The sequence below is a fragment of the Thiothrix unzii genome (assembly GCF_017901175.1).
In the GTDB taxonomy this organism is placed as follows: domain Bacteria; phylum Pseudomonadota; class Gammaproteobacteria; order Thiotrichales; family Thiotrichaceae; genus Thiothrix; species Thiothrix unzii.
Map to the genome: position 1 here is coordinate 1,264,112 of NZ_CP072793.1, position 24,511 is coordinate 1,288,622.

12 protein-coding genes are annotated in these 24,511 nt (G+C 51.5%); 4 read left to right on the forward strand and 8 right to left on the reverse strand.

Annotated features, from left to right (window positions below; genetic code table 11):
- Window positions 1–3: 3 nt before the first annotated feature.
- The 4 genes from mobH to J9260_RS06585 are packed head-to-tail and all read left to right on the forward strand — an operon-like array spanning window position 4 to window position 5,934.
- Window positions 4–1,848 carry a MobH family relaxase gene (gene mobH, locus J9260_RS06570; protein ID WP_210220222.1) on the forward strand — a complete coding sequence of 615 codons (1,845 nt, stop codon included), beginning with the start codon at window positions 4–6 and terminating at the stop codon, window positions 1,846–1,848.
- Window positions 1,845–3,881 (forward strand): type IV conjugative transfer system coupling protein TraD, encoded by a 2,037-nt coding sequence (gene traD / locus J9260_RS06575; RefSeq protein WP_210220223.1) that lies wholly within the window; start codon window positions 1,845–1,847, stop codon window positions 3,879–3,881. Before mobH ends, traD begins: the two co-directional genes overlap by 4 nt.
- Entirely contained in the window at window positions 3,881–4,552 is a 672-nt protein-coding gene (locus J9260_RS06580) for an IncC plasmid conjugative DNA transfer DtrJ family protein (protein WP_210220224.1), read from the forward strand. The genes traD and J9260_RS06580 overlap by 1 nt, the downstream gene beginning before the upstream one ends.
- A 14-nt stretch (window positions 4,553–4,566) precedes the next feature.
- The gene (locus J9260_RS06585; RefSeq protein WP_210220225.1) at window positions 4,567–5,934 is read left to right on the forward strand and encodes an ATP-binding protein; all 1,368 of its coding nucleotides are present in this window, start codon (window positions 4,567–4,569) and stop codon (window positions 5,932–5,934) included.
- A gap of 21 nt (window positions 5,935–5,955) precedes the next feature.
- Here the strand turns inward: J9260_RS06585 and J9260_RS06590 are convergent, their stop codons facing one another.
- From J9260_RS06590 to J9260_RS06625, 8 genes are read right to left on the reverse strand one after another with little or no spacing between them, the layout of a single operon-like run.
- Complete coding sequence (locus J9260_RS06590; RefSeq protein WP_210220226.1) at window positions 5,956–6,747, reverse strand: nuclease-related domain-containing protein; 792 nt, start codon at window positions 6,745–6,747, stop codon at window positions 5,956–5,958.
- Between the two features lie 8 nt (window positions 6,748–6,755).
- The gene (locus J9260_RS06595; protein ID WP_210220227.1) at window positions 6,756–7,337 is read right to left on the reverse strand and encodes a 3'-5' exonuclease; all 582 of its coding nucleotides are present in this window, start codon (window positions 7,335–7,337) and stop codon (window positions 6,756–6,758) included.
- Window positions 7,334–8,119 (reverse strand): HNH endonuclease, encoded by a 786-nt coding sequence (locus J9260_RS06600; protein WP_210220228.1) that lies wholly within the window; start codon window positions 8,117–8,119, stop codon window positions 7,334–7,336. The genes J9260_RS06595 and J9260_RS06600 overlap by 4 nt, the downstream gene beginning before the upstream one ends.
- Window positions 8,116–9,237 (reverse strand): PDDEXK nuclease domain-containing protein, encoded by a 1,122-nt coding sequence (locus tag J9260_RS06605; RefSeq protein WP_246499665.1) that lies wholly within the window; start codon window positions 9,235–9,237, stop codon window positions 8,116–8,118. The genes J9260_RS06600 and J9260_RS06605 overlap by 4 nt, the downstream gene beginning before the upstream one ends.
- A gap of 1 nt (window position 9,238) precedes the next feature.
- Window positions 9,239–11,284: a coiled-coil domain-containing protein gene (locus J9260_RS06610; RefSeq protein WP_210220229.1), complete on the reverse strand. Its 2,046-nt coding sequence runs from the start codon at window positions 11,282–11,284 to the stop codon at window positions 9,239–9,241.
- 10 nt (window positions 11,285–11,294) lie between these two features.
- Window positions 11,295–16,049, reverse strand: a complete 4,755-nt coding sequence (locus J9260_RS06615) for an Eco57I restriction-modification methylase domain-containing protein (protein ID WP_210220230.1) — start codon at window positions 16,047–16,049, stop codon at window positions 11,295–11,297.
- A gap of 12 nt (window positions 16,050–16,061) precedes the next feature.
- The gene (locus J9260_RS06620; RefSeq protein ID WP_210220231.1) at window positions 16,062–18,878 is read right to left on the reverse strand and encodes a helicase-related protein; all 2,817 of its coding nucleotides are present in this window, start codon (window positions 18,876–18,878) and stop codon (window positions 16,062–16,064) included.
- Window positions 18,875–24,187 (reverse strand): DEAD/DEAH box helicase, encoded by a 5,313-nt coding sequence (locus tag J9260_RS06625; RefSeq protein WP_210220232.1) that lies wholly within the window; start codon window positions 24,185–24,187, stop codon window positions 18,875–18,877. The genes J9260_RS06620 and J9260_RS06625 overlap by 4 nt, the downstream gene beginning before the upstream one ends.
- Window positions 24,188–24,511 lie beyond the last annotated feature (324 nt).

Sequence of the window (24,511 nt, forward strand, 5' to 3'; positions counted from 1 at the left end):
CCCATGCTATTCGCTTGGCTATTTCGCCGTAACCGCTCCACGCCCGTTACTACTGTCGTGCCGGTCTTGCCAGTCGGGGTGTGGCCGATCCTGCCTGCTGCCCAACTGTTACAACCGCACATGCCGTTAATCACCCACATTCATAAACTGTGTGGTGTGCCGGATGATTACTGGCGCACGCTTTATCAGCCGTTGCTGGATAACTTTGCCGCCTTTGTGCAGCAAACCCCGGCCTCTGAAGCCCACCACCATTGCGCCCAAGGGGGAATGCTCACCCATAGCCTGCAAGTGATGAAGTTGGCACTCGAATTCCGTAAGGGCAAGATGCTGCCCCCCGGTGCGGCTGCCGAAGACGTGAATAAACAGCAGCACGCATGGACATTTGCGATTGCCAGTGCCGCGCTGTTACACGACGTGGGCAAGCCGTGCAGTGACCAAAGGCTCCGCCTGTTTAATGCCAACGGTCAGGATACCCACACCTACTGGCAACCGCTGCAAGGCGCATTGCAATCGGGCTATTACCAAGTACAGTTTGTGCGTGACCGCCAATACCGTACCCACGAGCTGCTGCCACCGTTGCTGGCAAGGCAACTCACCCCGGATGCCGCACTCTCGTGGCTGCAACAAGATTTCCCCGGTGTGTTCAAATCATGGCTGGGCTACCTGTCCGGGCAAGACGAGGTAGCCGGTGTGCTGGGGCAAATCGTCACTGAAGCTGATAGGCAATCGGTGGCTGATGATTTATCCGGTAGCCGTCCGATCCACACCCAACAAATCCCGACCGCCAAAGCCAAACCGCTGTCGCAGCGTTTATTGACCAGGTTGCGCTTCCTGCTGGATGACAACCAGATTCCCCTCAATCGCCCCGGTGCTGCCGGGTTCTTTGACGGCGATAGCTTGTGGCTGGTCAGCAAACGGGTGTTGGATGAGCTGCGCAACCATCTGGAAAAAGAAGGCCAAACCGGTATCCCATCCCGCAATGACCGCCTCATGGACGAACTGCAACAGCACGGCATACTCACCCCCACGGTAGCAGGGCAAGCGATCTGGAACGCCACGGTCAAAGCCGGGACAATGGAACAAAGTTTCACGCTGCTGCGGATACCTGCCAACACCTTATGGGCTGATCCGGCACAATTCCCCAAGGAACTGGAAGGCACAATCACACCCAATGCCAAAGACGGCGAAGCCAAGGTAAGCAAATCACCTGCTCCAGCACCCACACAAGCCGCACCTGCTCCAACAAATCAAACAGTCGTGCCGGAAGCTGCTCCAGCATCAACAGCCAATGCATCGACCGATGCAGAACAGGATGCGGCTGCCAGCACATCACCGTGGGGTGAGGATGCCGATCTGCTACCGCCGACAATCCAACAGCCGACACCAGAACCATCCACTCCCGTCGCTCCCGCATCTCAGCAAGCCGTTCCTGCTACCAAGGTGTGTCTCCCGGAAGCCACCGGCAACCCTGACAGCGATGATACCGGCGAACGCTTTCTGCATTGGTTATCCGAAGGTTTGCGCACCGGTCAACACCCGGTCAACACCACCGAAGCTTTCTTGCACACTGTCAAAGAAGGGGTGCTGCTGGTGAGTCCACGGGCATTTAAGCTGTTTGCCCCGGATAACTGGGATTACGTGCAAAAACGCTTCACCAAATTGAAGCTACACAAACCCGCTCCCAACGACAGCAATATCTGGTTGTACCACGTTCGTGGTGAAAAGAAATCCGGCATGGTGCGCGGTTTCCTGATCTCCAATCCGCTAGAGACACTGGGCGTTGCTTACCTGCCAACCCCGAATAAGTCCTTGTCTTTGCCTAATAACCTCAATGGGAACCCCCCATGAGCCAACGCATTTTCGATAACCGCTTACGCCCTGCGGTGGAGTTATGGGTAGCGGTGATCCTGCTGGGGATTGCCGCCGTGCTGATCCTGCAACCGGGGCAATGGTCGCCGCTGATGCCGGGAATCGCGGTGTGGGCAGGGTTGGGCATGGTGCTACTGGCGTTGTACCGCTTTTGGCAGGGCTGGCACATCCTGCAATACCGCGCCAACCTCAAACGCCTGCCGCATTACGTGCTGGATGCGGATGAGATTCCGTTGTCGCGTCACAAACTGTTTTTGGGTAAAGGTTTCCAGTGGACACAAACCCACAGCCAACGGCTGGTCGAAGCGCGTTCCCCCGAAGGGCGCGTCTGGATACAACCGGGTAAGCTCTACCAGTGGGCAAGAGCAATGGAGCTACGCTACGAACACCGTCCACGGATGCAATGGCTCACCAACCTGACCCGCCGTTCCCGCTGGTGGAATACCCTCAAACCGTTACCACCGGTAGGCGGTGATCCGGCCTTGCACGGTGTTGGCGTGGAAGACGAGCGCGATACATGGATTGATCTGGGTGATCGGGTAGCGCACACCTTGGTATTAGGCACAACCCGCGTCGGCAAAACCCGGCTGGCGGAATTGCTGGTAACGCAAGACATCCGCCGGGGTGAGATTGTGGTGGTGTTTGACCCCAAGGGCGACACTGAACTGCTGGCACGGATGTGGGCAGAGTGCAAACGCGCCGGACGCGTGGATCAGTTCCACATTTTCCACTTGGGCTTTCCTGAGATCTCCGAACGCTACAACCCGGTGGGCAGTTTCGGGCGGGTCACGGAAGTGGCTTCACGGATTGCAGGGCAGTTACCCGGCTCCGGTAACTCCGCCACCTTCAAGGAATTTGCATGGCGTTTCACCAACATTGTCGCCAATGCACTGGTAGCACTGGGACGGCGACCGGATTACAGCGCGATTGCGCGTTACGTCACCAACATTGAACCGCTGATGATGGAATATTACGCCTTTTGGTTTGAGCGCGAAGGTATTGAAAACTGGCGTGAACAGGTCAATACCATTGCGCAGAACATCGACCCCAAGTCACTGACAATGGCACTCAAAAGCCGTGACTTTAAAGCGATTGCCTACACCCAATTCGCCAAAGCGCGGGACTTGTACGATCCGGTGGCGGATGGCTTGCGTTCCGCGTTTGAATACGACAAAACCTATTTTGACAAACTCACCGCCTCGCTGTTGCCGCTACTGGAAAAACTCACCACCGGCAAATCCGGGGAACTGCTGGCTCCCCACTACGGCGACCGCAATGACAAACGCCCGATACTCGACTGGATGGAAGTCATCCGTCAGCGTGGTGTGGTGTATGTGGGGCTGGATGCGTTATCGGATGCGGAAGTGGCAGGCGCGGTGGGCAACTCGATGTTTGCGGATTTAACTTCCATCGCGGGACAATTGTACAAACACGGCGATAACTTGGGTTTACCAGAACTGGCAGGACACAAACGTGCCAAGATCGCGATTCATGCCGATGAATTCAATGAACTGGTCGGCAATGAATTCATCCCGTTGCTCAATAAAGCCGGTGGTTCCGGGGTGCAAGTCACCGCCTATACCCAAACCGCATCCGACATCGAGGCAGGGATTGGTGAGAAACCCAAAGCCGGACAAATTCAGGGCAACCTCAACACCCTGATTATGCTGCGGGTCAAAAACGAAGAAACCGCTGCGGTACTCACCGACCAACTCGCCAAAGTGCGCATTTACACCAAAACCGCGCAATCCGCCGCTACTGACAGCAGTGAACCGGGTTCCGGGGTGGAGTTCACTTCCAGCAACTCCGACCGCATTACCGAAGCCGAGACCGACATTCTCACCCCAGCCGATTTAGTGCAGTTACCCAAGGGGCAAGCCTTCGCGCTATTGGATGGTGGCAAACTGTTTAAGCTACGCCTGCCGTTAGCCGGTGCTGATCCGCTCTTACCCAAAGACATGCAGGCAATTATCCGCTGGGTACGCACCGAACGCTTGGGGGAGGATAGCTAATGGAAAACATCACCGGCACATTATGGTACGTGAAGTGGTTCATACTGGTGTTTTTAGGCGCACTCATGGTGGACTTGGTGTACGTGTACTGGCCTTGGCCTGCGGTACGGGGTGTGGCAGTATTCCAACACAACCTGCACACCGAAACCCAGCTCATTGCCGGATTATCCAACCCGCAAGGCTTAGCCTTCATCCAGCAAGTACAGGCATGGGTGTACCAGCCTACTTTCGTGTGGACAGGCTTGCATGAGTTTTTGATGCTGGGCTTGTACCCCGTCGCTGACAGCGGCACGGCAAGTGCTGCGGATATTGGGCAAGGTCTGGCAACGGGCTTTCGGGATCAAATCCAAACTGCCTACATCGGCGTGTTGTTGTTTAGCCAACGCTTGGCGGTACTGGCACTGTCCGCACCGTTGTTTGGGTTAGTGGCGTTGGCGATGTTCGCCGATGGCCTGCTGACTTGGTACAAACGCCGCACCAGTGTCGGGCGTGAATCGGGGTTTATTTACCACCATGCCAAACACGCTTTCAACTACACCCTGTTGGCGGTGTGGACGCTCTACCTGTTACCACCAATGCCACTTGACCCGCGCTGGGTGATTCCACCCGCGTTAGTGCTGGTGGGGTTATCACTGCGCTTGGCAGTCGGTTACTTCAAGAAATACCTTTAATCGTGCAACACGCCATGCAATATGCCATGCAACATTACCTCGGCCTATCCGAATACCACCTGCGTCAAAAGCAGCAAGAGTATCCCGTTCACTACGAACCGGAACGCCTGATCAACGCGCATTTATTGGTGTGTGGGATGAGTGGCACGGGCAAGTCGTACCAATCCTTACGGCTGTTAGCCAGTGCGGTGCAAGCCGGTATTGAAGTCGATGTGTTTGATGTGCATGACGAGCTGCACGGCATCCCCGGTGCGAACGCCTGCCGTTACTCGCAAGCCACCGGCTACGGTTACAACCCACTGGAGCTGGACAACGACCCGCATACCGGTGGGGTTAACCGCCAAATCGAATACCTGCTGGGCTTAATCCATGAAGTTTCCCCGCAATTCGGGGTAAAGCAGGCAATGGTATTGCGTAACCTGCTGGCGGATACCTACGCACTGGCAGGCATTTACCCCGATAACCCCGGCACATGGCAACGCAACAGCATCACCGAAAGCGTGCGCAAGCAACTCACCGATGCCCGCAACTGGCAAGCCCTCAAACAGTATTACCCCACGCTGGATGACCTCAAAAGCTACGGTAAGCGCAAACTCACCGCACTCACCTTGGGCGGTGATAACAAGTGTTTAAGCGCGTTGGAACAGCTCACCCGCCACTACAAACGCCTCAATGCCCTGCAAGGCAAATACGCCAAGGCCAGCAGTGATGATGAACTCGACAAACTGGGTAAACAACTCACTTGCAGTAAAGAACACTGCACCAGCAGCTATGCCGCCTTCATCGAAGCCATGCAAAGTGGGCGTGAGTTGGAGGATATGCTCAAATACGATTCCGCCGACACCTTAGCCAGTGTGTTGCAACGGCTGGAACTGCTCAATGCTGCCGGGATATTCCGCGCCAACCCGCCACCGTTTGGAAACGCTCCAGCACGGGTACACCAGCTCAAAGCCCTCACCGACGAACAACAAATCCTGTTGGTGAAATTGCGCCTGCGTGCCATTTTTGAACGCCACAAACAAGCCGGAGCCACCAACAGCGGCACGCAACTGCGCCACGTGATTTTTCTGGACGAAGCCCACAAGTTCTTCAGCAAAGACAGCAGCGACATTATCAACGTCATTGCCCGTGAAGCCCGTAAGTTTGGGATTGGGCTGTGGTGCGCCAGCCAAAGTCCCACGGATTTCCCGGACAGCTTCCTCACCAATGTCGGGGCTACCCTGATTTTAGGGCTACACCCCTCCCATTGGCAGATGGCTACTGCCAAGCTACGCCTCGGCAAAGATACCCTCAAATACATCCGAGCGAAGGAAGTGGTGGCAGTGCAACTGCGCGTAGCGGGGCGGGCGGAACCGCCGTTTGGGAATGTGATTGTGGGGTAAATGTTCTGGGGGGAGTTACCATCAACCACCCATATTACGCATTCCCCGGCAAGCCGGAAAACGCGGGCATCCCCAGAACATCTTGCCCACATTCGGGCCATTGCGTGTTTCGCGCATCACCATCGGGCTACCGCATTGAGGGCATGTGGGTTGTGTCGTGGGATTTTTGGATGCGGCACTTTTGAGGTGCTGGATATGTGCCTGACGGGTAGCAAGGGAGGGTGCTAAGCGGCCTGCTTCAATGGCGGCAATGTATTCTTGGACTTGTGTTTCCGACAACATCACGTCAGTCATCGACTTGATGTAGCGGATATAGCCACCCGCACGCACCACATTGGCTGGCATCTCCGTTTTGAAGGTGCAATCCCCTGTAAACACGATCACCGAATGCAGGTGTTTTAGCTCAACATCCAGACAGGCTTGCAGTGTTTTCAGGTGCTTGTAGTTCTGGCGTAGTGGGTTCTGGAACTTGAACGACTGTTTGTAAAGCTTCTGTGTCCACGTTGGCTGCTGTTCGCCACCAAAAATCCAGCCCTGCATGTTTTTGGTTTCCACCACGAAAATACCGTAGCGGGACACAATGATGTGGTCAATCTGGGTTGTGCCGCCATCTTCTGTCGGCAAGGTGACATCCTTGATCAAGTGGTAATCATGCTTGTTGAGGGCAAGACTGGAAGCCAGATTGACAGCCCATTCGCCCATTGCACCTTTGAAGCGGACGGATTTGAAGAACGCAATCAGCAGAAATAATGGCAAAAGCCAGAAGAAGCCTGTGAAGACTTGGGCAATGATGGGGGTGAAGTCGAGTTGCATGGTAAAACCTAAAATGTCCCAATCTTTTGCCGTTGTACTGCCAGCAAATGCCTGCAATGTACTTCACGGAGCTTGAGCTTATCTTGTATCACCTGCTGCATCTTGATGAACAGGTGGGCTGTCGCTTCTGCATCCGCCAAAGCGCGGTGAAATTGCCCGGTCATGGGGAGGCGCAGGTAATTCACCAACGTGCCCAGCTTGTGGTTGGGTGCTTGGGGAAACACTCGCCGCGCCATCAACATGGAGCAGAGAAATTCTTGTTGCCGTTCCTTGCCCTGCTGTTCCAAAGCATCATCCCAGAACTTGCGGTCAAAGGAGGCATTGTGGGCTACCAGCGGGTAATCGGCGGCAAATTCGATAGCCTCATTCATCACCTGACCCATCGGTGGGGCTTTGCGCACCATCGCGTTAGTGATGCCAGTCAGGGACTGGATGAAAGGTGGAATCCAGATGTTGCCATTCATCAGGCTTTGGTAGCGGTCGAGGATTTGCCCGTCACGCACCAGTACGACGGCGATTTCGGTGGGACATGCGCCGCAGTCGGGGGACATGCCGGTGGTTTCAAAGTCGAGGACGGCGTAGGTGGTCATGTACACGAAACCTGTGTTGTGTAAGGCACATGAGGCGCTTTGAACAAAAACTGTCGATGCCATGCCAAGTAAGACAGGTGTTCCGCTGCAACCCAACGCAGCACCAAGGTATCCGCCAATCCAATCAAGCTACGCTGCTGTGCTGAAATCTGGCTACTGACCAGCAACCTTCCGTCAGCGTCGAAACTGATTAGCCCACGATCAAACAGGGCATCCAGATTGGCTGATAGCAGGAAACCGTTGAACACATCCAGCCGTTCTTCATCGGATTCACACTCAGACCACGGCTTGGCGTGGCTGGCGCGTAGCATTTCCGGGATGGCAATACCTGTCACGGCGCAAGCTCCACCCCAATAATCCAGCAGGGCTTCACGGAAGGTATCCTGCCCCACCCGCTGCTTGACCAAACGCTCGACTTCAGTGCCAGTGTCCTTAACTTTTGCCAGCTCACGCTGAAGGCGGGCATGGAAGGTCTCGGCGGCTTGATTGGGTAGGGCAGAGGCAAGTTCAGCCGCTCGGCGTAGCAGCCCTGCTAATTGGTCAGACGCGCTGACACTGAAGGTGATGGCATCTGTCAGCGGATAATCACGTGCCACTTCTTTAGTCAGCAGTGGTTTATTGAATGTGACGTGCCATTCACGACTGGTTGGACGGGTAATCGTTGCCTGAGCATGATGTCTGGCAGACCCCGCCAGCACTGCCATGTCGTCACTGGTGATGATGTTTTCCCAGCCGTGTTCCAAGGCGGTTTTTTCGATACGGGTGCGTTCGAGGATGTTCATGCGTCAGGCTTGGGCAACGTCAGTTTATCCAGCTCACGCTGTAATTCTTGCTGCAATTGTTCTTCGGTCGGCAAGTGCAGTTGATAGCGGCTGGCGAAGATTTGCTGGTTGTGATCGCCCAATACATAGCGCACCACGGCATCATTTTTCTCACTGCACAGAATCAAGCCAATCGTGGGATTGTCATCGGCATTGGCAATGTCGTGGTCATAATAATTCACGTAGAGCTGCATCTGCCCCAAGTCTGCATGATTTAACTTACCCAGTTTGAGGTCAATGACGACGTAGCATTTCAGTTTGACGTGGTAGAACACCATATCAGGGTAAAAATGGTCGCCATCCAGCGTTAGGCGTACTTGCCGCCCGACGAAGGCAAAACCACTGCCCAGTTCCAGCAAGAAATCCTGCAATTGTGACAACAGGGCTTGTTCTAGTTGGCTTTCCTGCCATTGCGGGGCTTCGGGTAAGTCGAGAAATTCCAGCACATACGGATCTTTGATTACATCGAGTGGACGGGTGACTAGCAAACCCTGATTCGCCAGTTGCATGACCCCTTCCTTGTCACGGCTTTTGAGTAAGCGGTCGAACAGTAGGGAGCTGATTTGACGTTCCAGTTGCCGTGCTGACCAACCGTTACGGATGGTTTCAATTTCGTAAAACTGGCGGGCTTCTTGTCGCTCAATTTTCAGTAAGATGCGGTAGTGCGTCCATGACAGCGCGGTGTGGAGTTTTCCCGGTTGCCAATCCGCCTCCTGAGCGGGTGTGGTGACTCCCACAGAAATAACACGCGCTGCGTGTTGAATCTCCATGAGGGTGGGGTAAGCGAGAAAAAATGCCCGCATGTATTGCAAGGCACTCACCGAAAACCCGCTGCCGTATTCGTCCGTCAGTTGTTGGGAGAGGGATTTCAACAGGGCTTTGCCATAGGTTGCCCGCTGTTCGCCGCCTTGTTCGGCTTCGACAATCTGCTTGCCGATTAGCCAGTTGGCGCACACATGAGCCGAGTTGACGGAACGGATAGCTTGTTGGCGTGATGTTTCCCAGATGTCACGGATACGCGCCATCAAGTCGGTGTCGAGGGTGGCTTCCGTTTGCATGGGGTGGTTTTTTTCGTCCATTTTAGGCATCCTCTATGCTGCTTTTTTTAACTTGGAGATCAAGCCTTTCATTGTTACTGATTCCACCAAAACGCCGCCGAAATAACATTTTATGCGGATCATCAGGTGCTAGTGGAAGTACACAATAAGGCGACTCTCGAAGTGCCGAAGGTGGTGGCGTAGTAGTCGTAAAAATATATTGAAAACCTGCCTCAGTATTTTTGTAACACTTTTGTTCAAAAAGACGCATCACATCAAGTGCGTGGTGGTACAGACCCTCACTCATGTCAGCCTCGCGGGGACAATCATGCAAGAGAAACCCCGGAAAGCCAGAACGCTGTATTGTTGAAAAGATTAGAGCGGCATAATCACCCAAAAGCACGCTCAGAACCTTATAGGCTTCACCACCCTGAACTGACAAAATAAAGGGAGAATCTTGCCTGTCACCATCGACGTATCCAAATGCCTGATCTCCAAGTAGGTTTTTTGCCATTCCATCAAATATGTCAGAAAGAATTTTTTCTCTTTCCGTTCTTTGATCTTTGGCCTGAAGGAGCTTAAGAGATAGAGATTCAGTGTTGTCTTTTTTCTCTTTAAGTGCTGCTAGAGCTAATTTTATTTCCGAAGTATCTTTATTTGAATTGAACTCGCTTTTCCAGTAGCCGTAATTTTTGATAAGTTCTCTTGCATTAGCAGCTCTATTTTTATTATTTATAATTGCTGTTCTTTTCTTGGTTATTTCTCCTCTCATGCCAGCAAGATCATTATTGGCAGTAGTATAATGATTTTCAGCATCAAGAAGTCTACTTTTGGCATCCGGCAATTTTTTCGCATATTCTCCAGCAAGGGTTGAAAAGTTTTGTTGATCTCTTTTTGCCTTTATATCAATTTTTTCAGCTTCTTCCTTAACATGTTCACACTGACTATACAGGAGACCGCAAACTGGGCAGAAGTCTTGCATATTTAATAAGTTTTCTTTTTTATTTTTAGCCTCATTAAAAGCATTGATATTTTGCTCAATAACTGCGTTGATTTTTTCAAATTCGAGTTTGCAGCCATTTCTATAAATTTCTGCATTTTTCTTTTTCAATACTAGGTTTTCTTGTAATTCTTCTAATTCAGTTATTTTTACTTCAATGCCATGATTAGAAGACTCTAATTGCAAGCATTGATTATTGATGCTATTGATGACATCAATCTCTAAAAGATCACCTTTATAAAATGGAATGTTCTCAGGAAATCCACCCCATTCTCTTAATGATTTTTCTATGTGCGCAACAAGGTATTCTGGTTTTTTTCTTAGCTCTTCAAGTTTTTCTTCACTATTCTTCTTCTCATCTTCAGCTTTTCGTTGCGCAATAAGTAAATCATTTTCTAACTCTGAAATAATTCCCAGTATCGCACGAAACAAGATTGGTGGGTCTAGTTTCTGGCGTTTCAATCCAGTTCCATCACCTTCCCGCCAAGAATAAAAACTGGCGAAACGGGCAGCTTGATCACGAGTCAACCAACTCAGTATCTGTTTCCATTTTATAGATTGCCCTGTGGAAGGGATTACTTTTGGCTTGATGTTTTTGAGTAACTGGTTCGACAGGTTTTTTTCATAATCTCCAAACTCAGCTCTATTGGCACTATCTGTAAATAATTCAGTTAAACGATTGCCATGTAACGCAAAACTGTGATGATTTTTTGCATATGGTCTGTAAACAGTCCAGTCTTCCCCAGCCACTGAGACAACGGCAGCAACACCGCCTTTAGGGAATTCAACTTCCAATATTTCTTTCAATTGCTCAATTGCTTTGCTGGTGTCACATAAACAATGCCTCAATAACAAGCAAAATGAAGTTTTTCCTACGCCATGTCCAGCACTGTCTAAACCACTGAGTTCTGACGGGCTGTTTGCCTCTTTGGGTTGAGGTTCATGCGCCCAGATGACATTGACCCCTCTACGCAGCTCTATGGTTCGGGTTGGCTCTTGTCCCTCTTCGGCATAGAGGGCAAGATACCTGACCCATAAGTCAGGAGGAGCATCATTAACTTTTAAATCAGCGTAGAAGTCATTCATCATTAAACCATCCTTATGCTTGTCTCACTTCGGTAAACTTACCACCAACTTCGTCATGTGATACTGATTTATTAGCAAAGGCTAATATCTGCGATGTAAATAGCGTAATGTCATCGTTTAGGATAACGCCGTTTAAAGGATTTCCCTTGATACGAAAAATCCGTTCATCCCCATTTCTTTTTACTTCAAAAACATGAGCATGTTCAAAACTACGTATAACACTATTCAGTGTATTAGCAGAGTCGGCTAATCTTCTGTATTTGGCAAACAAGGACTGATATTCAGCTTCCACTTGAGAAAGCAATTGATTGGAAAGTTGCAGTAAGGCTACAGCTTCGCTTATCTTCCGCCATTCAAGGGGTTGGCTGATTTTGACTAAGGTATAAATAAAGCCCGCAAACTCTGCATCGCAGTCCGTGGCAAAAGGTGAGGTATGTCGAGATAGTCCATATTCGCCCGGAGGAGGGAATGCTAATGATTGATACGGTAGCCCACTAATTTCGGCAACTTCTAACCGATCCCACGCATCTAACACCAACCGCTGCGTCCGATACTCCCCAAACGCCTTGATCTCCCGATTCTTCAACACCCGGAAAGTTTCAGACGGATAATCCTCACCCATCACCTCCGCAGGATCGAGGATATAACGCAGCTCATCGCGCTCCAGCCCATATAACCGGGCGTAGTAAGCATCCAATTCCGCCCGAATCTCAGCACGACGCTCCTCATTCCATGCAAACGGCGCACCGTGATAACTCAAATCAGCAGCCCAATCTTTCAGGTCATACGTGGTGTAGGTGAGTTCCAATACACGTGGCAAAATGAAACCCAAATCTGCGGATGTGTAATACTCTGGTGGTAATACCGGAATCTGCTTTTTGACGTGATATTTGAGATGTGTACCACCAATTTTCTGGCGTGCAATGTAATCATGTACAAGGCTACATTGGTCAGCCAGCAAACAAGCCAAACGCGAACCATAAGAGCGGTCGGGAAACATAAGCAAAAATGTGTCGCCTGTTCCTACTCTTGGTACAACCGATGCAATCACCGTTCGCTCGTTACTCGAATTAGTAATATCTCGCCAGCCCATTAGCCAGCGCGGGCTACGACTGTCCATCCAATTGTCTAACAGAATGTCTAAGTCTGTATTAGAGCAAATGCTTTGCAGGGCAGATAAGTCCTGATTAACTAAAACGTTGCCTTCATTGGCTTTTGCCCATTTCGACCAGAGGGCATTAGCTTTTTTTCCTGTTTCGTTATTAGCAGCCAATGCAGAGTAAGCCCAACGATAACTCTCTTTCAGGTGTAATTCGGCTTGTTGGATAGCTTTGATACTGGGTAAACCCGCTTCCAACTCATGACGTGTTAGCTCACCCGCCAACCAGTGGGCGTACTCCAATTCCATCGCCTTACTATCACGGTTGAGCCAAGCGCGTGCCAATTTATTGGGTACATCAGCAATCCGTGCCAATACTTCCCGTTCATCTACCCAATAGCGTGGGCGTGGCGAGTAATTTGAATCATTTTTTTCAACCGTGTAACAATCCCGTGAATCCAACTCACCATTTTCATCGAAATAGTACGTAGCCCAGCGATGATCAAACTGGTGGATCATTTTGGCTTCGTACAGCGGCAACAATCCTGCCGAATAATGATTACGGAATAAATGACTATCTGCTGACATATGCATCATCGCCATAAACCGAATGCCCCAAGGATTCTTATCTACTTCGCCTTCTTCAATCAGCACGGGTGCAGCACGGTAGAGCTTTTTGGTAAGTTCCGCATCTTGCTGGCTACGGAAAACTGGGCAAGTTTTGGTATTGGGGTTGATTAGACGGAATTCTTCTGGCGAAAGAGTAAATCGGCGATTGAAGTCATAAATATAACTAGTTTGGCGAGCGAAATGTACAAACTGAGCAGGCTCTTTGATTCCATTCATGCCTGCAATCGTAATAATACAAAATTTAAAACCATGATGAACTGATGCAAATACAAACTCTTCATTCTCAAAGGAAAATAGACTTGCTAATCGCCCTGATTGGGCAATGTGCGCAAAGTAATCCTTGGTACTGTCATCGGTAGCAATCCCCGTCGGCACGATAAATCCAGCCCGACCTTGTGGCATCAGCAACTGGCTGATGGTTTCCGCAAACAGGGCATACGTGTTCACATCCCCCACACCCGTCAGCGGATACCGCCCCGAATCATGGGCAAACACACTCGCCGCTTCAGCCCCCCGCCGTGCCACCAGAAATTCACGGTACAAGCCCCGCTCCAGCACACTCGGATCACCCTGCCCACCCCGCAAATGATGCGACAACATCCCGTCTTTCAACCACTGGATACGCTGTTCCCGTTCCGCCTTGTTCTGCGCCTCCGCAATCAACGGGCTACGGTTGGCAAAAAATTCCTGCTCCTGTAGCTTAATGCGTTCCCACGGCGGATTCCCCAGCACCACATCAAACCCACCTTGCGCGTGAATGTGCGGAAACTCCAACCACCAATGGAACACCTGCGCCTGCTGGCAAAATTCATCAATGATGTCGGGTGTTTTCCCCAGCGGCTCATGCCCCTGATACACATGCCAAAAATAGCCACTCATGGGCATCTGTGCCTGATAGTCCCTGACTTTGGGCATCAGGAACGCCGCCACATACATATCAGCTAACTGCTGCGCCAAACTGGCACGGATCAACTGCCGTTCCTGCTGCCAGGTTTGCCGCTTGCTTTCCACCTCACCCAAATCACCATCCGGCAATTCATCCAGCTTGCCAAACGCCTCCACCCGCATCGACTTGTTGAACAGGTCAGACTGGGCGGATTCCTCAAACAGCTTCAATGCCTTTTTGTTTTCGGCTTTCAGGGCTTTGACCACTTCCTTGTCATCGCCCGTCAGCGCATCGTAAGCCTTATCGGGGATACCCTTTTCCAGAATCACCGGATCAAGCACCCCCAGCAACGCATCCCCGCAACGGATATGGTGGTCAATAAAAGACAGCGGCTTGCCCGCCTCATACCCCACCAACCACAAAGCAGTCCGCGCCAGCTCAATCGCCAGCGGGTTTTTGTCCACCCCATAAATGCAATGGCTGATGACTTCACGCAAGGCATGACGGTAGGCTTGCGGTGTCACCACGCCATCCTGCGCCTGACATTCCGCCAACTCCTGCGCCAAGCGGTTTGCCGCCGCCAACAAGAAATGCCCCGACCCACAAGCCGGGTCAATCACCTTGATAGACAGGATAGCCGCCACCGGATACGCCTTATTCGCCGCCAAGCGTTGCTTGATCACCGGCTCCAATGCGCTTTTGATCAACTCCTGCACCAATGAATCCGGCGTGTAATAGCTCCCCGACAACTTGCGGGCATTGCCCTGTGTCGAACCTGCCAATGTGCGCCCGACAAAATCAAACCGCCGCGCATGAACATCCACCTCTGGCACGAGTTCCAGCAAGCCCTCGTACACCGACCCCATTTCTTCAGAAGCCATATTAGCGTAATCCACGGGCGCGAGTTGCCCGCTGCGGTTGCTCCAACGCAAATGCTTCACTGCCGTCAGCAAAGCCGCATTGCTCAAGGTTGCCGCATCCAGTGCCACACATTGCTGCTCAGCAAACAAGCCACCCAACGCGGGCAAATCCAGCAAGGCTTCACCCCGTGCCAAGCCTCTGAACACCACCCGCGTGGCATCCCACAAATCATGGTACTGGTCATAAGCCCGCCGCCGCATACAACGGCTACGCAAGCGGCTTTGTGAATAGCCATCCGCATACGCTTTACGTGCCGCCAATTGTTCTGCCGTCACATCCTTCACTTCAGGCTGCAACAAGCCGCGTTCTTCCACCGTGAACAGGAAAATCAGCCGATACACCAAACGTAACAACTGCTGGTAATAATCCTGTGTGCGCAAGCGTCCTTTCAGCAAGTCCAAGCGCAGTTGTTCATTGGCAGGGTTTTCCAGAAAGCCTTGTCCCAAGGTCAGCAGTGCTTCTTCCACACCTTTACGCAAACCTTCACGAACACGGGTTCCTTCCTGCAAACCTTCATTACGCCAGTGTTCCCAGTGGCAATCCTCACTCACAGCCCCCGTTTTACCCGCCAAACTGCCATGCAGCAACCGCCACAACGCGGCAAAATCCGGGTAACGCTCATCCTCCAGAATCGTCGCCAATTCAAATTCAAGGAAGCTGGGGCGTGTCAACGTAGCCGCATCCCGCAATAAACGCAGTTGCCGCCCATTGCTGACCATTCCCCACAAACAGCCTTCACTGGCGTTGAGAAATTCCTGCGTTAACTGGAACGCACTTTTCTTGCGGCTACCACCCCCAACAATGGCAAAGCATTCGGCTGCCTCATCCAAGCCCAGCGTATGCGGCGCAATCACTACCGGCACACGCCCAAACGCCGACAGCGGGATCGGGTAATGACGCTCCTCCAGCGTGATGCCTTCAGCCTGTACTTCCAGCTCCCGATAACCCAAGGCATCGCGCAACAGTTCCAACACAAACTGCTGGGTAACGGCTTGCGCATCCAAATCCTTGCGCTCCAGTTGCGCACTGAACGCCTTCCACTGGGCACGGGCAATCTGGAATGAGCGGCTGTACTCGTCCTGTAACTTCAACCCTTTGGGAATCTGGTAATCCGTCGCCTGTTGGCTACTGAGTTTGCCCTGTGCCGCCCGCTCCAGAATATCCGGCAACAACAAGCCCCCATCCAGCCGGAGGGTGTCGAAACTCAGGGAAAGCGTATTTTTCCTTTTCATTTTGAGCTTTCCTTACAGTGAGTCTGGTAACAAAACATAAACACCCATCACATCAACGGGCAGGCAGGCTTGCACTTTAGTTTGCCCCACGTCTTCAATCCGTAAGCCTCTGCCTCTCTGCTGGGTAATTTTGCGCACACGGGTATGATCGTCCAACAGGCTTTGCGCCCGATCCTTACCCAGTTGATTCAGTATGGCGGTGTTGTGACGCAGGTAATCCAGTGCCAAAGTGATTTCCCGGCTACTGGCTTCGCGTGACAAGTTGTCACTGGGTGTTGCACTCAGTAACAGATTGGCATCGGCATCCGCTAACCACTGGGGCTGGCTACGCCCTTGCAAGGCCAGTGCGACGGTTTCCTCCGCCATCATTTGCCGGGTCACGCCTTTGCGCGTCACGCTGAGTTGATGCCGCAAACGCAATAAATACAGGGTCGTGACCACCTCAACCTGTTCAGTGATCGTGGCTGCACAACGCGCCGCCAAGGGTTTGGCATCATTAAATGCCCCTTCCAACAGATGGTCTGCCAACAACGCTACCAGCGGATGGCTACGGTGAATATAGTGACAGCCGTTCGTGGGCGGGTATTGGAAGCTGATTTTAGTGGCTTTTTCCATACCCTCATCTTTCAAGCGTTCACGCAGGGTTTGTGGCAAATGCTCAGGCAGCAGTTTAAGCACCTGATTACCCAGCATCTCCAGTGGCGTACCAATGCGGTGTAATGCACCCCCAACAAAACGCGCCACATCGCTTTCATCGCCCAGCAGTTGTTGCTGTTTCTCCCACTCAGGCAACACCTCTTGTGGATGCAAACCAACCTGTGCAAACACTGTATTACTCTTTTTGGCTTTGGCGATGGCATCCTGCCATTCGACTTCCATGTTTTGCATGGGTTCATCGGCAAAACCCAGATTCAACTCTGGTTGCCTCGCCGTTTGGCTACGTTTCATCAAGGCTGCTTTAATCAGGGCTTGATTGATACTGCGTTCATTCGCTGGCATGGGAACCATGACACCCAGTTCTTTACGGATGGCTTCCGCCTTGCGCAAGATAACATTCAATACAAACCCATCGACCGGATTGTCTTCGCCATAGAGTATGGTGGTACGCACGGTCGGGCTTTTCTGCCCAAAACGGTCTACCCGACCTTCACGCTGTTCGTGGCGAGTCGGGTTCCAAGCCAAGTCATAATGCACTACCGCCGTGAACGTATGTTGCAGGTTGATACCTTCTGACAGGCAATCGGTTGCCACCAAAATGGGCAGTGCCGCCTCGCTGAGTTGGCTAACCCGCACTTCACGTTCTTCGGGGGTATATTCACCGGTAATAGCATCCACGGTGGCTTTTTTGAAATGCTGCTGCAAATGTTCTGCCACATAATGCGCTGTCGCGATATAGCGGCAAAAAATCACGGGTCGCAGGCCATCATTCAGCAATAGCTCGACGTGTTGAATCAAGGTTTTGAGCTTGGGATCATCCTTCGCACCTGCGAGTTTTTGCGCCTCTTCAATCAATAGCTGCAAATAGGCAATGTCTTCCAGTTGGGCGGCTGGCTCAATGTCTGTGCCGGAAAGGTCGTCAGCCGTGCCATCCAGCACGGTTTCCTCATCTGCCAGTGCCTGCAAATCTGCCGCACTGCCTTGCAAGCGGGTCGTCAATGCTTTTTCTGCCGCCGCAGGGCTGGAAGCCACGCACCGCAGCAATGCCAGCGTGACATACCAGATCAGGTGTGCGCCTGCTTCCTGTTGCTCAGTGCGTTTGGCAAGCTCCACGCAATATTCCTGCACGGTGTCGAAGAATGTCCCCCAACGCCCGGTCAGCTTGTAGGTGATCTCAGCCGTCAAACGGCGCGGAAATACGCTGGTGTCCTGCCATTCCTCAATGTCTTTACGGCGACGTTGAATAAAGTGCAGTGCCAATTCCTTGCGTAACGGCGAATCCGTTTTTGCCCCTAGTACCTGCAATTCGGCAAACTCAGGCTTGAGCAGGGAAAGCAGGTTATAAAAGGCAGTTTCATCACCGGAGTGGGGTGTTGCTGTTAGCAACAACATGTGCCGTTCAGTGTTTGCTACCAAACGTTTCAGCAATTCAAAACGCAATTGCTTACCTTGCCCACTGGAAGCACAGGTATGCGCCTCATCCACAATAATCAGTTCCGGGGCAATACTAAGGAAGTGTTCGCGGTGGCGTTCACTCTTGATGTAATCCAGACTGACCACCACATACGGATACTGGTCAAACAGCGTAACACCGTGCGGCAGATTCTTTTCCAGCTTGCTGACACTACTGGCTGTCAGGGCAACCGCTTGAAGCTGGAAGCGTTCGCTGAGTTCCTGTTGCCATTGGTCTACCAGATGCGGAGGACACAAGACCGCCATCCGGCTGATCTCACCCCGATCCAGCAATTCACGGGCAATAAGCCCCGCTTCGATGGTTTTACCCACCCCCACATCATCCGCAATCAGCAGGCGTACAATGGGCAAGCGCAATGCCATCAATAAAGGTGCTAACTGATAAGCGCGTGGCTCCACAGCAATATTACCGAAGGAACGGAACGGCCCCGCCCCATTACGTAATTTGAGTTTCAGGGCATCATTCAACAAACGGGCAGCATCATGTGTGCCGGGTTGTAACGCATCAGGATAGGCGAAGGTGGCTGCCTTGAGTTGTTCAAACTCCAGCGCTGGCACTAACGTCACAATATCCTCTTCCGAACCACCGAATGGGCGCAAGCGTAGCACCCCGACGGAGGATTCTGGCTGCACCACCCAATCCCGCCCACGCGCTGTGACCAAGGTTCCGGGGCTGAATTGTTCAAGCACTGCACTCATAGCGAATCTTCTTGTTTCCCTGTGCCAAATACAGCAGGGTTAGCGGCAAAAGTGGCTAACCATTTGTCTGGCGTTGCAAAGACAATAATTTGATAACCGCGATCTTGGGCATACTGGCGAATGGCTTCTGCGGGTTCGCTCAAAAATACCAGTGTACGGGTTGCGCGGTATTGTGCCGCAGCGATGGCCTTACCGCCATCTAAAGGAAGCTCGGTCTGATCCGGTTGCGGGTAACCACTGCGTTGTAATGCCGTGAGCCAATCTTGCAAGGCAGTGCTGGCAGCTTGCGCGTAATTGACATCCTGAGCGGTACGGACATTGGCATTTGCCAGATTAACCAATAGGTTATGAGCTGACGTGTCTAGGCGGTTGATACGCTCGTGATCCGGCTGGTTGAAATAGGACAACAGGCACTGGTAACAACCCGCCTCACAAATACGTTGTCCCTCTTTTTTTATCTCAACCTGACCTAACGCTTCAACAGACAATATTGCCTCATACGGCACATCAAAGTGCATCACTCGAAGTGCTTGGCGGGCAACTTCTGCCAAGGTTGCAGGTTCGCTCGCAATCCGGGTGAGTACCCCAGCACCACCTTCAGCCGCTTCATAGAACAGCAACGCCCTGCGGTTATCGCCACTCGGCAGGGCTTCAACCACCAACTCGGATTCTTCCACCTGAAACGTCTGTTCGATGCCGCGTCTCAGGGCTGCCTGCAAGGTAGCCATCGTTTCTACCGGCAATTCCTGCTTAGGTGTCATGATCAGGATGTTGCGGTGATCTTCAACAAAAGGAACAATACGCTGCTTGGCTACTTTGCCCAGCAAGTTGTCATCGTCGGAATCATCACTATTGTCTTCATCCGCACTTTCCTGCTTGCTCCACACCCCACTTAACGGGTTGATATAAAACCCCAGTTGCTTTTTGTCTTTACGCCGCCGCCAGCCTTTGTTAATACGCCATATCCGAGCAGCGGGGGCATAGGTCAGTTCGGCAATTACCGTGTCACTTTCGACTACTTCAGAGCGGATTTTCTGGATTATTCCATCAGCACCCGGCAAGAAACGGTAGGTAGTTTGTAATTCAAAACCTTGTCGTTGCCGCTCTTCGTCATTGACTGAAATCCGTTCGACTGCACGGGTTTCCACCGTTTCGATGCGATATAATTGACTGACCACATCATCATTGGAAAGTGGTGTACCACAATGCTCACACACATTGGCGATGGGTTCAGCAGCGGCTGTCTCAGCCGTATCCTCTTCCCCCATGTGTCCGTAACCACAAAGGCTGCAAACCCGCGCCGAGATAGTTGCCAACTCACTATTCGCGGAAACGTGTTCGGCTGCACCGACATTCAGTTTTGCCCGCATAACGCGGTAGGTGCGCCCTTTGTGGTAAATCAGGCTACGTGGCCCAAACTCATACAGACCCAAGAAGCGTGGGCGGCTGACCATGCTGCCTTCTTCTTCCCGACCATCAGCCGTTGTACCTCGCCCCGGAATCCATGCCATCAGCGGCAGGCGCGGGAAGTTGTAACCGGGCAAGAAGCCTTGGCTTGCCAGATAGCGGTAGGTATAAAAATCAGAATTACGGCTGCGGCTGTTGGTATTCACCAGCATATCGAACTGGCGGCCTGCGTCCGCATAGCGCCGACTCGCATTCTCACGCTCCTTGGCACTGGCGGTATGACTACGCCGAATGGCATCCGCCAGTTCCATCTGCTTTCTGGTCGCTTCATACAACTTGCGCCAACGATCAATGGCTTTACTGAAATTTTGTGCTGCCCGGTCAATCACTTTGTCTGTGTAGGTATCACTAAACCACGTAGCATTCTCCAATGCATTACGGACTTCGCCGATAACCCGATGTGCTTGTTGTCTGGCTTTTTCTAGAGTGGCAGGGTTGCCGAAGTGAATCAGTAAATCTTTGTTCAGCGGTTTGGCAGGGGTGTCCAGCTCAAGCAACGGGGCAATACTGGGGTTCAGTTCATGCTCAATATTGGATAGCCAGATAGCGTGCAAATGGCTGTCGATCAACTCACGGTTGGACAAATCCAGTGTGGGCGGTTTGACAACACCATGCACCATATCGTTGGCATGGTGGAAAAACCACTGATCATGTGGACTCATTGCAGCACAGTACGTGACCACCAGAGCTGGTTGTCCTGAGCGTCCAGCTCGCCCGCTACGTTGGGCATAATTTGCCGGAGTCGGCGGCATGTTGCGCATATAAACCGTATTCAGTGACGAAATATCCACCCCTAGTTCCATCGTGGGTGAACAGAACATCACGGGTAGCCGCTGGAGTGGGGCGGTATGTGTCGGGTCTTCAGCCCATTTTTCACGATCCTGTTGGGTAAAACGGAAACGTTGCTCCAACACTTGCCTATCGTGAGCGTCTACCTGTGCGGTATGTTCATGGGCTTCAAACTCAAACAGGGTATGACCGGGTGATTTCAGGGTTTCTGCCACCATAAGATACAGTTGGCGGAAAAACCGATTGGTTTTATCCAGATCATCTTCGGGTGTATCAGCTATCAACCGCCAAATCATGGTGGTGGCTTTCAAACGCCAACCGTCCAACGGCGTTTTGTTATTACCCAAATTCTGCCGCTGAAGATAGCCGTAACCTTTCGGGCCTGCTGCCTCAAAGAAGCCGGTCAGTGCATCCTCCAGTTGTTGGGCAGGAATTTTGATGATTTCGCCTGCAAACGCAGTCTCATCCCAGAAAGCCTGTCTTTTCAGTAGTCGTGCCAGCCGCGAACGCATCCCCGCACTCACAATATCATCGCGAGCTTTGCCACGATGATCCTGTAACTTGCCGAAAATCATGTATTTGGCTGTCGCCAACTTCTCATCAGCAGCGAAAAACCAGCGTTCATGCAAATCACGGTTAGTTTTGACTGCATCTTGCTCACGGGGATCAAGGTAGCGCGAATCAATACATAAATTCTTGTGCATCTGTCCGAAGACAAAGCGGGCAAACGCCATCCGGCTTTGCAAACCCAGTTGATCCAGTAATGGGGTATTGGCAAATAACTTGTCTTGGGCGCAAAAATCCTCAAGCCCAATGTAATCAATGTCGAGGATTCTTAACTGGTCGAGGTTGGGGTTATTGAAACGCCAACCTTTGCGCAGGTCACGCAACAGACGATAACCCAATACAAACCGCAAGGCGCGTTGAGCTTCCAGCTTGGAAAATCCCATCAGATTGGGTGAGCGCAGGTATTCAACCAGTACGTTTTCATCATCTTGACCAAAACCAAGGGCGTTGAACACTTCATCCGCCAGATTCTGTTCGGATAACTGCCCCTGATTCGTTTGCAAGGCTGCGACCAGCCCACCACGCAAGGTCAACAGGAAAATCAGGTCATTGAAATGCCCAGCCTGCAACGCTGCATCTTGCCGATTATCCGTAAAGCCCAACAACTTTCTGGGGTCGGGTTGCATATCCGGGTCAACTTCAGCAAACAGGTGCTGTAACAAATTCAGTGTCAGGATAGTGGTGGCGGAAGAACGTCCCTCACCAGACAGGCTTGATAAGCGATTGGCATCTTTGCCGTAGCCCTCATGCAAATGGCTGCATGACAAACAGAAACGGAACTTGCCGGGAATAAACCAATAGCGGACACCACGCCCGATATGACCTGTGGCATCAACTTGAATTTCATAAGGTTGAGCGTTTTTGTAATCTCGCTTCAGTTTCCCTTCTTTTTTCGGGTCGAACCAAGTTTCCGGCAACTCCTCAATGTGTCCATGATAGTCCTGTGCATCACGCATCGGGGCAATGAAACCATATTCTTTGGCCTTATCATCATCTTTGGCGGGCAGGTCATCAATGCTTCTGGGTTCTATCTTCTGGGTCTTGTCTTTCCATACCGGGTGATATTCCTGCCCACACTCCCGACAGAAATGTGTTGGAAATAGCAAAATGCCTTGATCTTTGCGACCGGGAGCAAAACGCTGGGTATCCAACGTAATAATGCGCTCATTTTCGTCTTCCAACGTAGCCGACACTTTGCCGGGGCCGCTGATGAACTGGTGCAATTTGAATGCAAAGGGCGGAGCGCCTTGTAGAGTCTTGACTCCATCGACCGCATTGGCTGCCAGCAGAAAAGCCTGCAACGCGGCTTTTGCTTCGTCATTACTGACACCGGCATCCTGTGCCAGCGATTGGCTGGCTTCCGTCAATGTCAGCGGTTTGGCTCGTTCTGGTTTATCCCAACCGTGGGGGTAATCAATGCTCAGTTTCAACTCAACCCATATTGCTAACGGGTCTTGTCGGAAAGCATCAAAGTTGTCCCATTGAAACTGCTTGGTGCGAATTGCCGCCTTTAAATAGGGGCGAACGGCTGCAATATTTTTTGAGGGTTCTGTTACACGTTCCAGCGTTTCATCAATGACGTTATCCGCAACGATGTTGGCACCAAACAGCTTGGAAGCAACAGAGGCAATCGTGTTTTTCTTGTCTGCGGTCGAGCCTTTATTGGACATGGTGGCAGACGTACCGATACAGATTAACTTATCTGCTTCCAACCTCTGCCTGAGCCTTCTCACCAACATGGCGACATCGGCTCCCTGACGACCACGGTAAGTGTGCAGTTCATCCAGCACCAGAAACTCCAGACCATGACAATGTTCCACTACCCGACGATCCCTTGATTCGTAACGGGTCAGGATCAATTCCAACATCATGAAGTTGGTCAGTAATATATCAGGCGGGTTACTGGCGATTCGTTCCCGCTCTGCGGTTTCATCCTGCCCAGTATAACGTTCTACAGTAAAAGGCTTTTTGTCCGCCGCATAGCCATGCAGGAACTTGTTAAGTTCTTCCAACTGGCTGTTTGCCAAGGCATTCATGGGGTAGATGACGATAGCCCGCGTCCGTGGTGTCGGGTCTTTTTCCTTTGATCTCAGTATCTGATCCACGATAGGAATGAAGAACGACAATGACTTGCCTGAACCCGTCCCTGTCGTTACCACATAGCTTTTGTCTTCTTTGGCGGCAGTGATCGCCTCAAGCTGGTGCGTATACAAGTGAAGAGGAGCAGGTTTCCCATCCGTTTTGCCTACCTGGAAAATGTCTGCACAGAGTGGGTGTAACAGTCCCTGCTTAACCAAATTCTGGACACTATCTACACGCTTGTAATTGGGGTTTATCTGGATCAGGGGTTCAGGCCAGTAACGCCCCTTCTGATACTCACCGTCAATCCTATCCTTAATATCTGAAGCTGCTATTCTGGTAAAACTACGTGAGAAAAGACTGTAGCCACTTACCAAATCATCACGTAAATCAAAAACATCCAACATCAGATGATTTCCTTTGGGTTCAGGCGAAGTAAAAAATCAACTCTCTGCTGAGAAGGGGGAACTTAATGGATGACCTGCCAATTCTCAGAACAGTCTCAATGTTTAATCTTACATTGACTAATGTTGTTCATCAGTGATGTGTAGCATTATAGATATTATCACTAGAAAGCAAACGTTATAATTCGCGTATTCTCATACTGCTTAATGAATGGGGAACTGTTTGAAATATGGGAGTTGATTACAGTGATCCCCCTCATAAAGAAGACACCCAATGCGACCGACTGAATATCATAGCTTTATTCAGTGGCATACCAATGTTATAGC

What these genes read in the sequence shown, in the direction of transcription:
- mobH (WP_210220222.1), top strand. Translation starts at nt 4, where the DNA reads ATGCTATTCGCTTGGCTATTTCGCCGTAACCGCTCCACGCCCGTTACT.
- traD (WP_210220223.1), top strand. Translation starts at nt 1,845, where the DNA reads ATGAGCCAACGCATTTTCGATAACCGCTTACGCCCTGCGGTGGAGTTA.
- J9260_RS06580 (WP_210220224.1), top strand. Translation starts at nt 3,881, where the DNA reads ATGGAAAACATCACCGGCACATTATGGTACGTGAAGTGGTTCATACTG.
- J9260_RS06585 (WP_210220225.1), top strand. Translation starts at nt 4,567, where the DNA reads ATGCAATATGCCATGCAACATTACCTCGGCCTATCCGAATACCACCTG.
- J9260_RS06590 (WP_210220226.1), bottom strand. Translation starts at nt 6,747, where the DNA reads ATGCAACTCGACTTCACCCCCATCATTGCCCAAGTCTTCACAGGCTTC.
- J9260_RS06595 (WP_210220227.1), bottom strand. Translation starts at nt 7,337, where the DNA reads ATGACCACCTACGCCGTCCTCGACTTTGAAACCACCGGCATGTCCCCC.
- J9260_RS06600 (WP_210220228.1), bottom strand. Translation starts at nt 8,119, where the DNA reads ATGAACATCCTCGAACGCACCCGTATCGAAAAAACCGCCTTGGAACAC.
- J9260_RS06605 (WP_246499665.1), bottom strand. Translation starts at nt 9,237, where the DNA reads ATGGACGAAAAAAACCACCCCATGCAAACGGAAGCCACCCTCGACACC.
- J9260_RS06610 (WP_210220229.1), bottom strand. Translation starts at nt 11,284, where the DNA reads ATGATGAATGACTTCTACGCTGATTTAAAAGTTAATGATGCTCCTCCT.
- J9260_RS06615 (WP_210220230.1), bottom strand. Translation starts at nt 16,049, where the DNA reads ATGAAAAGGAAAAATACGCTTTCCCTGAGTTTCGACACCCTCCGGCTG.
- J9260_RS06620 (WP_210220231.1), bottom strand. Translation starts at nt 18,878, where the DNA reads ATGAGTGCAGTGCTTGAACAATTCAGCCCCGGAACCTTGGTCACAGCG.
- J9260_RS06625 (WP_210220232.1), bottom strand. Translation starts at nt 24,187, where the DNA reads ATGTTGGATGTTTTTGATTTACGTGATGATTTGGTAAGTGGCTACAGT.